Source organism: Pseudomonas sp. GW821-FHT02C04 (assembly GCF_059421845.1).
Map to the genome: position 1 here is coordinate 1546777 of NZ_JBWKVT010000001.1, position 13013 is coordinate 1559789.

Sequence of the window (13013 nt, forward strand, 5' to 3'; positions counted from 1 at the left end):
GACATCCCATCGCGTGTGCTGTTCTACTGCCACTGATAAGCTGCAGCAACTCCAACTACTAAATGCCCAGGTGGAGAAAGTAACGGGCCCGATTGACCAGGCCCAAAAATGCACGTTGGCGCATTGCATGGAAACTGGAATGTGTACCCGTCCATCAGCCTACGCAGTATGACGCCAGATACCACAATAGGTACGGGACATAAATTACCCGTTGTATTGGAGTTATTATCGATCCAGATGCATTGTTGCGGCTGAATCGCTTGACGTGCAGCCTGGTTTATCTCTGTCCAGTTAATTTGCTGTGACGTTTGTGAAGCGGCCCCGTTATAACTCCATGTCTGCAGGTTCCCCTGATCTGTCGATTGGATACTGGCATAAATGCGGCCAGCATTGCTTCTGGCCTGAGATTCAAGACCATTCCAGTCATATGAGTATTGGAATGCAAAAGTATCAATCCCCATCTGATTATATTGAAGAGTGTGTGTGAGCTCATGCGCCCACAGCTCGACATTTCTCGTCAGATCTACATTTGCAAACACAATTACATCATCGTACGTAATAGCGCCCTCTTGATCAAACCAGTTTTTTAGCGCGCCATCAAGGCTAATGCCTCCAGCTGTCGTCCAAGATACCTTATTAAGGATTCCCGGAGGGAAGTATGGCGAAAGCTTATTCTTTATATCATCAGGGATCGGTTGGGTCCCCCTATTTAAGGCTTGGCCTCTGGAAAACCTTATAGCCTCAGCCAGAATTGGCGCGACTGGATTTAACATTGCCTGCCCAACATCTTTGGGCAAGTTCTGAATCATTGGCGGAATTGCATTTATATTCGGTGGCTTTATTGAAACGCTACCTCGATTCACATCAATATCAATTCCGGTTATCTCGCTAAGCCAACTGGCCTGCGCGTCGCTTAGCGCCAGGGCAACGATTAACCCAACGTACATCCGAAGCATAGTTTTCATCACTCCACTCCCTTGTGACTGTGCGGACGTTTTTTTTGCCGGACTACACCTTTGTTATATATCTAACTTATTATTGCGACAGAAACACACCTGACGGTCAAAGTGAGTGTAGATGCGCAATGACAAAATTGCTCTGCTCCCCACAACCCTAGCGACGCCCCAATGCAAAATAATGGAACAGATAATGGGATAGGTTTGTTTTTGACAATATTGCTTAGGCTGATAGTGCTGAGCATCGGATAACTGCTCAAAATGGGGACGTATTTATTTTTCAAGAAATCGTCCGTCTCTTTACCCCCCTCCCCCAACCTCCACTCATTACCAACTGCCGTATGGAATGCCGAATCTTTCGATATATTGCTTAGATTTTTCACTGACAGGGTAAGCGAAACGCCCTTGGCTCTTGCCTTGACTTGGCCCCAACGGCTCAATCTTAGCTTGCGCCCTTGCCACTTTGATCGGGTGATGACAAGAGTCTCTAACCCACACTTGCACAACTCCGCCCGGCGCCAACCCCAGATAAACCGAAGAAATATAGGTAGCCGTTTGCTCCGGCGTTTTCTCGCATCGCTGGTTGACCGACATCAGCATCAATTGCCTGGCTTCTTCGGGTATATCCACCCAAACACGATAGGTCTGTGGCTCCACGATAGATTGCCACCGAACAAAAATTCGTTTGGGAAGATCGACACCTACCACTGCTTTTGCAGAACTACCTACGCCGTGCCAACCTTTGGCGGACTCTGTGCCATCCTCTGGTTGCCCGCCCGACGCCGATCCAGAGCCCGTGTGCAGGAACGTTCTTCCTTTGATGTCTTCCACAGCGGTGTCTTCAACCCAGACCTTCATGTAGCGGGGTTCGGTAAAGCCGAGCTCCCACCATTCGGACTTGGGATCATTTTCGCCTGACAATGGATCAGTCAAATGACAACCAGCAATCAACAGCAGGCATAGCAAACTTATGAATTGCCTCATTTGCTGACAGCTACCAACTTCCGTACGGAATGCCAAATTTCTCGATGTAGCGTTGCGACTTCTCACTCACCGGATATGCGTAACGACCTTGGTTCTTACCCTGACTCGGACCTAGCGTCTCGATCTCGGCTTGGGCCCGTGCCACTTTCACCGGATGGTGGCACGAGTCTCTGACCCAGACTTGTACAACCCCACCGGGAGCCAGCCCCAGATAGATAGAAGCGGAATAGCTCGCTTGTTCCTTCGGAGTTTCCGGGCAACGCTGATTGACCGACGCCTTCATTAATCGTCTAGCCTCCTCGGGTACGTCCAACCAGACACGATAGGTCTGAGGTTCGACTATCGATTGCCACCTTACGTAAATGCGCTTGGGGAGATCGGCACCAATCACTGGTTTTGCAGCAGCACCCACCGCGTGCCAGCCTCGTGCAGACTCTTTACCGTCCTCAGGCTCCCCGCCAGCGGCCGTACCTCCCCCCGTACGCTTGAACAGCTTGCCGTTTATATCTTCGACGGCGCTGTCCTCCACCCACACTTTCATGTAGTAAGGCTCAGTAAACGCGAGCTCCCACGACTCGGACTTAGGGTCGTTTTTCGCAGACAGTGGATCCGCAGACTGGCATCCAGTCGTGAACAAAGCACAAAGCAGGGTTACAAGAACTCTCATTACCAAAGCGTCCAATCAGGTACGTGGGGATGCAGCACGCGGATGGTGTCGGCCGTCGGGGCGTTGATGTATACCGCATTTATTCCGCTGCCATCTCTGCGACCGAGTGGATGGTTCCAGTTTGCGGACATGTGAATGTACTTGAGTTTCAGCAGTTGCTCCTCTTCAAGCGTGGTGCTGTAGTCACCCGCAACGAACCGATCACACAAAGTTTGAAGTTCTGCCGGGATGGTCAAGTCGGGCGTGTCAGGAATATCGTTGAAGCGAACGCCTTTCTCTTTTGCCAGATGGTGCATCACTCTCAGGTAAACCCTGGATAGCATGCCACTCACCGGACGCCTCAGCTGTACAGCTGCGTAAACACGTTTAGCGCTTGGACTCAGCCGATCCTGCGGACTGTTCGGCACGATAAGAGCTTCAGGAGTCACAACCTCAAGCATGTCTGCAGGCCATCCCTTGGATAACCACTGGTTTCTAACGTTAACCGCATCCCTATAGATCGAGGTAGTCACGACGTCGGTGTTCAGGGGCACGATGAGTGTTTGCATCGGGCTTACAAGAACACATTCCTGCGCGTCCTCCAGATACCCCCCACCGATGTCGGAATGCACTCCAGGCAGAGCAATCTCCAGATGATCCGGCTTGACGCGACTGAGTGCGAAGTTGGCTCTGCGTTCATCACGAGCAACCAACTGAACGACATCAGTGAAAAAGCGACGATCAAGGTAAAGTTTGATACCCGTCGCGATTGGGCTTTTGATATCTCCCAAATTTGACCAACCGGCTATCGAGGGTACTGTATCGAATAAGCCGATAAACCCCATATTGATATCGCTTTTGTATTGGTCATTGAATTTGGAGCTGAGGGCTCTGGGCAGATTTCGCAACACATGACCGAGAGGACCGCGACTGCCACGAACAATTTCGTTAGCAAAATGACGTGCGGCAGCCGCACCACGGCTGAAACCGAACGTATCAAACGTCAGTGAGGTGATTTCACTGTCTGGGTTATCTTCCAGGACTCGATTGATTGCTTGTTGAATCATAGGAAACGAGGATTCGACTCGCCCGGCAACTCCTGTCTCCCCTCGACCCGTACCGGCACCGAATGTGCTGTCTTTTTCTCCGGATCGAGTACCGATACCTTCGACGTAGACAACGCGAGAGGCTCGTCCCGATTGTGCTACCGGAACTGCGTCGTACAGCTCACTGAGTTTTTTGATGTTACTGACATCATTGCCATAACTACTATCCGGATCGCTCATATACGGCTTGCAGCTTGCATCGATATCTTTAGCCGCAATCGGATGATGAGCGCCGCACAGAAGTCCGGCCGCAGCATTGTTGGCATTGTTTCCCGTGCCATCGAAGAACACTCCGATCCGCAGGGCTATGCCGATTTTTTCAGGCTCACGCGCAGGCTCTTTCCCGTGTTTCTCATACTCAGCCCAACGCTGGGCATGAATATCGACGGGTTTGGTGCCTGTGTTGCGGAAATTTTTTGGCGGGTTGGGAACGTAGCCACTCAATCCTTGATTCCTTGTTCTGATCCTTTGAGAACGGGCTGGAGGGTGACAGTCGGAACGAGGTGACGCAAGGCGTGGCCCTGTGCCAGCGCTTGGTTTCCAGCAATGGTGGCGCCACGCCATGAATGATAAGGTTCAGCCTCAAAATCACGGACGACACCTCGTGCATAAACGATCTCTTGCTGCAGCAGCGATAACCTTCACCATCAGTCTTTCCGCTCTTGCCTCTCCTGTGCCGCAGGAAGAGCTCGAAGAGTGCCAGCGAATAGAAAACTCGGCCAAACAGGTCATGAAGAGCAGGCAGCAAGGCGCGCCCATGGCTTCGGTGTGGGAACTGGCCGAAGCGGCAGGCAAGCAGAGCGAGTATGTGGGTGAGTTGTTCAAGACGCTGATTCGTGAGGCGTACGAGATTCCGCAGTACTCAAGCGAGAGCTTGCAGAAGAAAGCGATCAGCGATTTCCATTCCAATTTCTATAAGGCTTGCATCGTGACGGCGGAAAAGCGAGCCGGCGCAAACGGCTGAACTCAGGAACAACAAAGGGAGCAGATTCAGGTAATGGATCTGCTCCCTTTTACTTGAGGACAGCCTCTACGCTTTCAGCTCTACCTTATCCAGCGCCTGATTCACGGCCAGCCCTGCGACCATGACCACTTGCGCGATACCCAGAGCGGTCTTGCGATGAGCGGGCTCGAGGATCGCGGCGAAGTTGCTGAGCATTTCGCTGGCGGAATCGAGGGATTCGCTGGCGTTGGCCAACAGGGATTCACTGTTGTAGGCGGGGTTGGCCAGGAACATGGGGTCGTGTGTGGTGTGGCTGCCCATGATGCGTTGTTGCGGGGTCAGGTAATGATCGAGGGCGCGTTCGGCGGCTTCGTTCAGGGTTCGGGAATCGGGGAATTGGTAGGGTGAGACTGGATCGGTTTCTGGCGGATTCGGTGTTGGTTTGATCATGGTGAAACTCCTAATTATTGATACGGAGCCTTCACCCTCGCTACCAAACGAAGGGTGGCGGCCAATACGCGGGTTGGTAGACCGGTAACTAGGAACCCGGCGCACCCGAAGGTGCCCTGCGCATGGCCACCATTGAGCAGAGACCCGAAGAGGTCTGCGAACGATGCGCTATGCGACTAGTTAACTCGGGCTACCAAACCCGATCACTGTTTTTCAGTGACCCGGAAACGATAAAACCCGTGCCCCAGACGCACAAGCCGGCGGATTCTGTCTTAGGTGTAGGGCGTGGCGCAAGGCGTTGTGGGCATCGGGATGTGACGAGAGGCATCTCATAAACAGGCCACGTGTTTCGTGTTTAATTTCTGACAAAAGAGAGTGTTTCGCAGTCCGACGGGAACACGTAAATCAGGCCGTCCGCTTTCACCCAAACACCACCAGTCCCCTGTGTCTAAAAAACCGGCCACCCTGCATAATCCGCGCAAATTCCTCCATCGACCCAAGTCCGACCGTCATGCCTGAAGAGTTCGAAGTCCCCAGTCCTCACGAACAACACGTTGAACACACCACCCATCATGCCCATGCACAAGGCGATCGCTTTGCCAGCAAGGTTGCGGTCATGACGGCGATCATGGCGACGGTTGGCGCCCTGATGAGCTATCAGGCCGGCTCAACGGAGAGTGAGGCCGCCATGGACAAAAACAACGCGGCCATCCAGAAGACCGAAGCGGCCAACGAGTGGAATTACTACCAGGCCAAGTCCAGTCGGCAGAACCTGTCGGAGCTGGCCAGCCATCTTCCGGGGCTGGATTCCGCTCACTATGTTGCCGAGGCGCGGCGCTATGGGGAGCAGAAAGAGGACGCCCGCAAAAAGGCGGAAACACTTGAACAACAGGCGCGAGAGTGGGACGAGAAGTCTGAGCAGGTGCTACATCAGCATCACCGCTGGGCCCAGGCCATGACAGCGATTCAAATCGCCATTTCACTGGCGGCCATCACCTTGCTGACGCGCAGGGAATGGCTCAGGCGCGTCTCGTTTGGGGCTGCAGGTTTGGGCGTCATGTTGGGTTCGCTGGCCTGGCTGCATATTTGAATGCGGCAGTGAGACGTCTGCCGGTTGAATCCACAGCCCGAAGCCGTCATTGCATGACAATGGTAACGTCCACTCTTTATCAAAATTCCTGAGAGATTATGAATAGAATCAAATCTTTTGTGAGTCTTCTACCTTGCTCTCGTTGATGGATGTCTACATGCCCAACACATCGCAGAACGCGAGATTAAATAAGTTGCTGGCCGTCAGCGAAGCCAACCTTGACAGGGCTAGATCCAAGGAGGACCTATTGGGGGTGATCCAAGAGTTCGCCTTGTTCAATGGCCCGCTCAAGTTCAATTACACACGCGCATGGTGGTTTTTCGGCACTGGCATGTTATTGATTGCGAGCACTGTGGCCCTTTATGGGTATCTGGATTCCCGTAACGTCGCTTCTTTTTTTTACCGGCTGCAAATTGATCCCGTCTTGTTCGGCATGGGCTCTGGCTTGCTTGGCATCGTGTCTGCCATTTGGAGTCTGCTATGGATGAAATCCAAATCTGATCGCTTGCCTGCACTCAGTAGCAAAATTGCTCGACTGTCATCCTACTTCCACAACGGATTGACTCACCTGCAAGAAGACTCGAGCTTGACCCTCAAAAAGCTGGATGCGCAGTTTAGTGATTACTGGCGGGGCAACTACAGCCGCGAGTTGATCGATTCGATGCAGGGTGTATTTACCGGCACGCTCCGCAACCTCCCTTACGAGTACCACCGGCTGCACTACATCAACAAACGAACGGAGAAAACCACTGTTACCGACGACCAGGGAAAAACAAAAACGGAGACTCGAGTGATTTATGACCATTACGACAGGTACAGTCTGGTCATCGACTTTCCATGGGTCACCGAGGTATCGGTCAGATCTGATGATCAGTCAGAGAACGACTATCCGTGCCGCATGGACACAGCTTCTCCGGATTTTAATAAAGCGTTTCGTTTGACGGGTGGCAGCGAGATGCTCTGTGCGAAATTCATCAAGCCTTCGACGGTGCTCCACTTGCTGAAGCTGTTCAACATCCTCCATCGTCCGAACCTGGAGTTCGCCGACAGTGGAAAGCTCTGCCTGAGCTTCGCGGATAGCGACCTGCTGGCGTTCGGTACTCAATATTCGCTGTCTTCACCCAACGAGTTTTACGCAGAAATTTCTGCTGGTGTCGATCTGCCACGCCTGATGTCTGCGCTCCAATGGAGCCATGCACTCAGTGAGCTGCACGATGACAACTTTACCTCCTCTCTCCCAAAAAACCGCCAAGAGAAGTAAGACATGGACATCCCACTCGCCCTCTCCGCCATTATCGCTGCAGTAATAATCGTGACGGGCTTCGTCATCTACAACGGCATTATCGGGGGGCACAATCGAGTACAACGTGCCTGGGCGGACGTCCTCGTTTACGAACGCCAGAAGACGAAGATTCTCGATCAACTGCAAAAGGTGCTCGCAGACTTCATGGTCTTTGAGGCCAGCCTCCTCGAAAAAATAGCCGGCCTTCGCAGCGCGGTCAAAAGCCTTCCTGCCGGAGCGGACGGCAATGCCCTCGCGACCGTTGAAACCGCCACGAAGGCGCTGATGGGTGGCTTGCACATCGCGTTTGAGGCTTACCCTGATCTGAAAGCATCGGAAGCGGCGAACAACATGATGCGTGAAATTGCCGAACAGCAAGAGAATGTCGGCGCGGCCATCACCATTTACAACCGGAACGTCGAGCTGTTCAACAACTCCATCGAAATGTTCCCTGGCTCGGTCATCAATGGCCTGTTCAACAAGAAATCTCCGGTTACGCCGTTCTCCGATAGCGAAGCTTCGCAAGGTTTCTCTTACACCCCGAATCTCTGATCCGCGTGATGCTCTGATCGTCCATAAGGGTGATGGACGATCAGAGCGGCTCCCCCAATATCTCCTCCAGCCTGCCGATACCCAAGGCATCGGCAGACAGGGATCCACCACTCAACAAACTCAGTAAGGATTACACCGCTGAGCCACCGCCGTCGCCTGATCCACATACGGCCGCGCAGGCTCAAGGTTCCACTCCGGCTTGTTCCTCACAGGCTTGCCATCGAACGACGCGGCCAAGTGACAAACCAGTTGCCGGCGCAATGACCCGCCATTGACGCTGTACATCCGCCATTGCTCGTCGTCTTTGTGTTTGTTGTACAGCTCGGCAAACATCCGGTCGGTCTGGTCATCCTTGATCGCGCGTCCACAAGCGGTCGGCACGACTTGCAGCGACCAGGTCTTCGGCCCGAGTTTCGGGTCGTCGCGTTGGGCCCAGGTGCTGGATTCGATGTACTTGTCGCAGAACTGTTGGGCCGGTGGCGCCGCGGTCTGGATGCACGAGAACGTAGCCTTGCTGGTCGGCGTTTTTGGGAAGTCGATCTTGACGATGTTGCGGTCCTTGCCGGTCTTGGCTTTGTAGTCGCGTTGGTTGGCCAGAGCGTCGTTCAAGCCTCGTTGGTCGCTGTAGAAGAAGGCCAGGATCGGCAGCTCATCGGTCTTCGGATTGCCCAGGCGCAGTTCGGTCTGGGTCTGGAATTCACGGGTGTTGATGACGCGTCGGGCGCCCATGAAGTTCTGGAACGCGTTGACCCGATCCTGGCTGCTCATCGGGTTGCGCATGTTGAAGCCGCATTGCAACTGGTCTTGCTTTCGGTCGTTGTTGAACTTGGTGAAGTGCGCGACCCAGGCGTTGACGTTGGTGATCGGCGGGGCCATGGACTGGCAGACCGCTTCGGTCTGACTGGTGTTCTTGTTGTTGCCACAACCCCGGTCGTCGCGAAAATCGGTCCAGGCATCGTTGGGGAACGCGCAGTAAACGTGCACCGGATTTTCCGGGTCACGCACCATGTCGACCGGGGTGATGATGTAGCCGTTCTGGGTGCTCATGCCGGGGTCTTCGTAGCTGATGCCATCGGCCCGCATGTAGGACGCGGCAAACGTGCCCAGCTCGACCGCTTTGGGGCTGGGGTTCCAGACATCCCACTTCTGCCCTTTCGCCGGGTCGGCGCGGTGAGTACCGCGAATCAGCAATCCCGAACAGTCCGACGCCGGGTCTTTGCCGCAACTGACGGTGGTGTTGTTGTACAAGCTTTCAACGCGCTTCAGCGTGTCTTCGCAGGACTCGGCATTGGCCGAGGTCGCGTGCAGAAACAACGGAACCGCAAGTAATGGGACGATCCTGCTCCAGCGTTCTTTCATGACGTGTTTCTCCCTGATTGTTCTTCTCGTCTTCCCTGCTCAATGACGCCCGGTACCCGGCGGGGCTTAGCGCGTGACCGGATTGCACCCTGCCGCACGGGTCTCGCTGTCCGAAAGCGCAGGCCGGAATGGTTCAAGATTCCACGGTGTCTTGGCGCGGTAATTCACCAGTACGCAGCTCAATTGCTGACGCATGCTCCCGGCGGATTTCTCATTGTCGCGCCAGTTGCCATCGGCGCCTCTTAGGGCGAACAACTGCTGATACAGGGCATCGATCTGCTCATTGGGTAACGCGCGCCCTGCGGCTGTCGGCACGACGCTCAAGGTCCATTCGTCCTGACGGGTGCCCGGGTCGTAGCGTTTGACCCAGTCGGCGGAAGCGATGTACTGCGGTGCCTTGACCGGCAGCGGGTTGCAACCGGCCTTGGCGGCTTCCTGAGGAGTGACAACGGGGCGGAACGGTTCCAGATTCCACTCGGTCTTGCCTGGGTAATTCTGCACCAGACAACTGAGTTGCTGGCGCATGCTGCCGGGGGATTTTTCGTTGTCGCGCCATTGGCTGTCGGCACCGCGCAGGGCGAACAGTTCCTTGTACAACCCTTCCTGATCGCTAGCCTGAATCGCCTTGCCCTGAGCGGTCGGCGTGACGTTGAGCGTCCATTCGTTCTTGCCAGTGCCGGGGTCGTGGCGCTCGACCCAATTGGCCGACGCAATGTAGCGAGACGTCACGGGTGCTGGCTGGCCGTTGCCGGCGGTCGTCAGATCAATCGCCTGATCCGCCGCGACATAGCTGAAGCGCTGCTCCGGCGGCTTGGTGAAATCCAGCCGCAGGATCGGCACGCTGTATCCCTGGGCCTGAAGTTTCTTCTGGAAATTGCGCGCGCTGTTCAGGCCGTCCTCCGGCTTGGGTGGCGCCTGATCGCCGCGAGTGGCGAAGTTCTGGGTGCTGTTGACGTTGTAGATGAAGGCGTCGATGTACTTCATGTTTTCGCTGCCATCGTTGGTGGCCGAGGCATTCTTCAACATGAATTCGTTGACCTGTGCGCTGAAGGCAAAGGGGTCTTTGTTGGTGGTGTTCACCCGCGATTCGTGGACGCGAATCATCGCATTCCAGTCGCTGGGTTTTTCCGCGTTCCAGGAGCACTGGCCGTACTGGATCGGCCCTTTCATCAGCCCGGTGTACTTGTTGGTCCACTGCTCGGCAGTGCTCACCCCGGCCTCCGCGCAGGTGCCGTAAGCCAGCGCGGCGTTCTTGTTGTTCATGGTTGCCTGGGCGGCGCGCGGCGGTTCGCGGCTGTCGAAGAAGCCACAGCCATACCACTTGCGCTCGGGCCCAGTGCCGCCATCGAACGCGTAGATGCAGGTGAAGCCTTGCTCCTTGACCGGCAGTTGCAGCGCCGCTGCATCGGTGGGATTGCGCAGGATGAAACCGGCCGGGTGAATGAGGATGCGGGTGCTCAGATCCTTGCGAATCCACGAGTAGGACGTCGCGCCGATCTTGATCGCGTAAGGGCTGTAGTCCCACGGGTTGAACGGCCCGTCGTTGACCATGCGCAACGTCACGCCGCTGCAGTAGTAATGCCCGCGAGCGGCGCCGGTGTCAGGCTCCTGGCACGCATCCTTGAGGGTGTTGTAGTTGCGGTTGATCCGGTTCAGGGTTTCCAGCGGGTCGAGCGGTGGCTGGGCAGCCACTGCGCTGAATGCGAGGGAGGCGAAAAACGTCAGGAAAAAGGGCGAACGAACGGCTGCGCGCATAACCGACACTCCTTGTCGTGCGAGATGAGACTTCCTTCAAAGGCAGCGTAGTTAGCACATTCTGTGCGGTCAAACCGATGGGTAAACAGTGTTCGAAAATGCACTTGAAAAAGGGGCCAGCGAACCGACAGCCCCCTCGTAACAAGAGACATGCATCAGACAGGGACTCTACTGCGCCGCATGTGAATCAACGCCGTCCGCCCGCCATTCGGCGAGGCGCGCTCCTCGATATCAAACGGCACAAACCCGAGCGTCGGATACAGCAGCAATCCCGCCGTATTTTCGTTGAAACAGGACAACTGCACCTCTCGGGCCTCCCAGCGCTCGAAGGCCAGTTCAGTCATGCTCTCGACGATAAACCGGGCCACGCCTTTGCCCCGCGCACTCGGCGCCACGATCACATTGCCGATGCAGCAAATGCCCTGGCGCTCGGCGCGATAGAAGTTGGCAAACCCGACTATCTCGCCCTCCGCCTCGACAACCGTGGAGTCGAAGCGCTGGCTGATCGCGGCGTTCATCTGCGCTTCCGTCAACGGAAATTCCGCCTTCGGGAACATGAAATACAACTCCTGGACGCCTTGCGGAAAACTGCAAATGGTCTTGACGTCATCGGCCTTCACTGGCCTGTGGTTCAAGTTCATGGCTGCCCTGCCCTCACTGTTTACCGCTTGCCAGATGATGGGCGACCAGCGCGTTTGCATGCCCGTGGCCTATGCCGTGTTCGGTCTTGAGCCAGTCGACCAGTTCCATGTGTTTTTTGTCGGTGATACTGGCGAGAAGCTTCAGCCAGTGATCGATGGGCTGGCCGTACTTTTTTTCAATCGAGGGAAAGTAGGATGCCGGGCCTTTCACTTTTGCGTCTTCGCTCATGCTGCAAGCTCCCTGGGATCACGACGGAGTGTCGGATAACGCTCCTTGTCGTCGAGCGATAGATTGGACGCCAAACGCTGGCCCGGCAAGTGCACCCGGTTGTCTCAGTTCAAACCTGCCCTGACGGGAAACTTTGATGACCAGGACTCTTGTCCAGCCTTCATTATCGGCTCGGCGGGAAAGCGGTAATTGCCAAAGGCCTCGAGCACGGCTTGATCGACAGCGGCGTTTCCCGAACTATCGACCAATATGATTTCGGGCACCAGCGAACCGGGTTTGCCTTTGATTTCCAGCGTGACGGGGTTACTGGCGGAGCCGGGTCTGATCTGTTTCTTAAGGGCAAACTCCATGTCGCCCACCGCTCTGGAGAGGCTATTGCCAGTGCTCTCATACCAGACTTCGTTGTAGCGCTTGACCTGCTCGGCCGTCATGGCCAGACCTTGAGCACGAACTCGCTGAACGCCTTCCCATGGGTTGTCGCCGACGTATCGGCTGGCATTCAGGTAATGCGTCATTGCACCGGACAGATCCTGTGGGCCACCTTTGCCCTCCTCCATCAAGCGCGCCAACCGGGCATCACTGTACGCACTGCCAGATTGCACTCGCTGATACAGCCGCCGCGCTTCACTAGCGTCTGCCACTTGACCGCTGCCCTCTTCCGCCATGCGCGCGAGCTGCTCGTAGCCGGCGGTATCGTGCGCAGCAACAAGCTCATAAATAGCTTTGGCCTTACGAACATCTTGCGGCAGCCCACGGCCAAACTCATACAGCACGCCAAGCGCAATCTGGCATTGCGGATTGCCGTTGTCGCTGGCCTCGCGGATGTATTCGACCCAGTCTTTGGGGATGTCTTTTGTCGTGGCGAATATCTGGCATCGCATGCCGGCCAAGCTTTGTTCTTGAGGCGTTGGCGGGGTGGTTTTACAGCCTGCGACGAGGGTCACCAGAGCCAATAAAGCAACTGCCTTGTTCATGGAATCTGTCCGTTGAAAGTATACGAACTCCATCGGCCGTTTTTTT

The 13013-nt window shown here is 55.3% G+C and carries 14 protein-coding genes; 4 read left to right on the forward strand and 10 right to left on the reverse strand.

Going from position 1 to position 13013, the window contains the following annotated elements:
* Positions 1 to 23 precede the first annotated feature (23 nt).
* The 4 genes from AC07VV_RS07010 to AC07VV_RS07025 all read right to left on the reverse strand — a co-directional run bounded on the left by AC07VV_RS07010 (position 24) and on the right by AC07VV_RS07025 (position 4136).
* Positions 24 to 965, reverse strand: a complete 942-nt coding sequence (locus AC07VV_RS07010) for an eCIS core domain-containing protein (protein ID WP_495035774.1) — start codon at positions 963 to 965, stop codon at positions 24 to 26.
* Positions 966 to 1283: 318 nt separating this feature from the next.
* Positions 1284 to 1940 carry a DUF2931 family protein gene (locus tag AC07VV_RS07015; protein WP_495035946.1) on the reverse strand — a complete coding sequence of 219 codons (657 nt, stop codon included), beginning with the start codon at positions 1938 to 1940 and terminating at the stop codon, positions 1284 to 1286.
* 10 nt (positions 1941 to 1950) lie between these two features.
* The gene (locus AC07VV_RS07020; protein ID WP_495035775.1) at positions 1951 to 2607 is read right to left on the reverse strand and encodes a DUF2931 family protein; all 657 of its coding nucleotides are present in this window, start codon (positions 2605 to 2607) and stop codon (positions 1951 to 1953) included.
* Positions 2607 to 4136 carry a phospholipase effector Tle1 domain-containing protein gene (locus AC07VV_RS07025; RefSeq protein ID WP_495035776.1) on the reverse strand — a complete coding sequence of 510 codons (1530 nt, stop codon included), beginning with the start codon at positions 4134 to 4136 and terminating at the stop codon, positions 2607 to 2609. The genes AC07VV_RS07020 and AC07VV_RS07025 overlap by 1 nt, the downstream gene beginning before the upstream one ends.
* 118 nt (positions 4137 to 4254) lie before the next feature.
* Between AC07VV_RS07025 and AC07VV_RS07030 the strand changes: the two genes are divergently transcribed.
* A complete protein-coding gene (locus AC07VV_RS07030) occupies positions 4255 to 4656 on the forward strand; it encodes a hypothetical protein (protein WP_495035777.1) in 402 nt (133 codons plus the stop codon).
* A gap of 66 nt (positions 4657 to 4722) precedes the next feature.
* On the opposite strand, the gene AC07VV_RS07035 is transcribed toward AC07VV_RS07030, so the two are convergent.
* On the reverse strand, positions 4723 to 5085 hold the full coding sequence (locus AC07VV_RS07035; RefSeq protein ID WP_192551939.1) for a DUF6124 family protein: 363 nt from the start codon (positions 5083 to 5085) through the stop codon (positions 4723 to 4725).
* A gap of 511 nt (positions 5086 to 5596) precedes the next feature.
* Here AC07VV_RS07035 and AC07VV_RS07040 point away from each other — a divergent pair.
* The 3 genes from AC07VV_RS07040 (at position 5597) to AC07VV_RS07050 (ending at position 8009) form a co-directional block, all read left to right on the forward strand.
* Positions 5597 to 6175, forward strand: a complete 579-nt coding sequence (locus AC07VV_RS07040) for a DUF4337 domain-containing protein (protein WP_495035778.1) — start codon at positions 5597 to 5599, stop codon at positions 6173 to 6175.
* A gap of 157 nt (positions 6176 to 6332) precedes the next feature.
* Entirely contained in the window at positions 6333 to 7436 is a 1104-nt protein-coding gene (locus AC07VV_RS07045) for a hypothetical protein (protein WP_495035779.1), read from the forward strand.
* Positions 7437 to 7439: 3 nt separating this feature from the next.
* Complete coding sequence (locus AC07VV_RS07050) at positions 7440 to 8009, forward strand: LemA family protein (protein ID WP_102622049.1); 570 nt, start codon at positions 7440 to 7442, stop codon at positions 8007 to 8009.
* Between the two features lie 120 nt (positions 8010 to 8129).
* On the opposite strand, the gene AC07VV_RS07055 is transcribed toward AC07VV_RS07050, so the two are convergent.
* The 5 genes from AC07VV_RS07055 to AC07VV_RS07075 form a co-directional block, all read right to left on the reverse strand.
* The gene (locus AC07VV_RS07055) at positions 8130 to 9368 is read right to left on the reverse strand and encodes a DUF2599 domain-containing protein (RefSeq protein ID WP_495035780.1); all 1239 of its coding nucleotides are present in this window, start codon (positions 9366 to 9368) and stop codon (positions 8130 to 8132) included.
* Between the two features lie 66 nt (positions 9369 to 9434).
* Positions 9435 to 11123, reverse strand: coding sequence for a DUF2599 domain-containing protein (locus tag AC07VV_RS07060; protein WP_495035781.1), 1689 nt, complete (start codon positions 11121 to 11123; stop codon positions 9435 to 9437).
* A 155-nt stretch (positions 11124 to 11278) separates the two neighbouring features.
* Positions 11279 to 11764, reverse strand: a complete 486-nt coding sequence (locus AC07VV_RS07065; RefSeq protein WP_495035947.1) for a GNAT family N-acetyltransferase — start codon at positions 11762 to 11764, stop codon at positions 11279 to 11281.
* Between the two features lie 13 nt (positions 11765 to 11777).
* A complete protein-coding gene (locus AC07VV_RS07070; RefSeq protein WP_495035782.1) occupies positions 11778 to 11993 on the reverse strand; it encodes a DUF4287 domain-containing protein in 216 nt (71 codons plus the stop codon).
* 104 nt (positions 11994 to 12097) lie between these two features.
* Positions 12098 to 12967: a tetratricopeptide repeat protein gene (locus AC07VV_RS07075; protein ID WP_495035783.1), complete on the reverse strand. Its 870-nt coding sequence runs from the start codon at positions 12965 to 12967 to the stop codon at positions 12098 to 12100.
* Between the last annotated feature and the right edge of the window lie 46 nt (positions 12968 to 13013).

Bases quoted from the DNA above. Each gene is read 5' to 3' on its own strand.
- AC07VV_RS07065 (WP_495035947.1), bottom strand. From the start codon at position 11,764: ATGAACTTGAACCACAGGCCAGTGAAGGCCGATGACGTCAAGACCATT.
- AC07VV_RS07035 (WP_192551939.1), bottom strand. From the start codon at position 5,085: ATGATCAAACCAACACCGAATCCGCCAGAAACCGATCCAGTCTCACCC.
- AC07VV_RS07040 (WP_495035778.1), top strand. From the start codon at position 5,597: ATGCCTGAAGAGTTCGAAGTCCCCAGTCCTCACGAACAACACGTTGAA.
- AC07VV_RS07030 (WP_495035777.1), top strand. From the start codon at position 4,255: ATGAATGATAAGGTTCAGCCTCAAAATCACGGACGACACCTCGTGCAT.
- AC07VV_RS07045 (WP_495035779.1), top strand. From the start codon at position 6,333: ATGCCCAACACATCGCAGAACGCGAGATTAAATAAGTTGCTGGCCGTC.
- AC07VV_RS07055 (WP_495035780.1), bottom strand. From the start codon at position 9,368: ATGAAAGAACGCTGGAGCAGGATCGTCCCATTACTTGCGGTTCCGTTG.
- AC07VV_RS07020 (WP_495035775.1), bottom strand. From the start codon at position 2,607: ATGAGAGTTCTTGTAACCCTGCTTTGTGCTTTGTTCACGACTGGATGC.
- AC07VV_RS07015 (WP_495035946.1), bottom strand. From the start codon at position 1,940: ATGAGGCAATTCATAAGTTTGCTATGCCTGCTGTTGATTGCTGGTTGT.
- AC07VV_RS07010 (WP_495035774.1), bottom strand. From the start codon at position 965: ATGAAAACTATGCTTCGGATGTACGTTGGGTTAATCGTTGCCCTGGCG.
- AC07VV_RS07050 (WP_102622049.1), top strand. From the start codon at position 7,440: ATGGACATCCCACTCGCCCTCTCCGCCATTATCGCTGCAGTAATAATC.
- AC07VV_RS07075 (WP_495035783.1), bottom strand. From the start codon at position 12,967: ATGAACAAGGCAGTTGCTTTATTGGCTCTGGTGACCCTCGTCGCAGGC.
- AC07VV_RS07060 (WP_495035781.1), bottom strand. From the start codon at position 11,123: ATGCGCGCAGCCGTTCGTTCGCCCTTTTTCCTGACGTTTTTCGCCTCC.
- AC07VV_RS07070 (WP_495035782.1), bottom strand. From the start codon at position 11,993: ATGAGCGAAGACGCAAAAGTGAAAGGCCCGGCATCCTACTTTCCCTCG.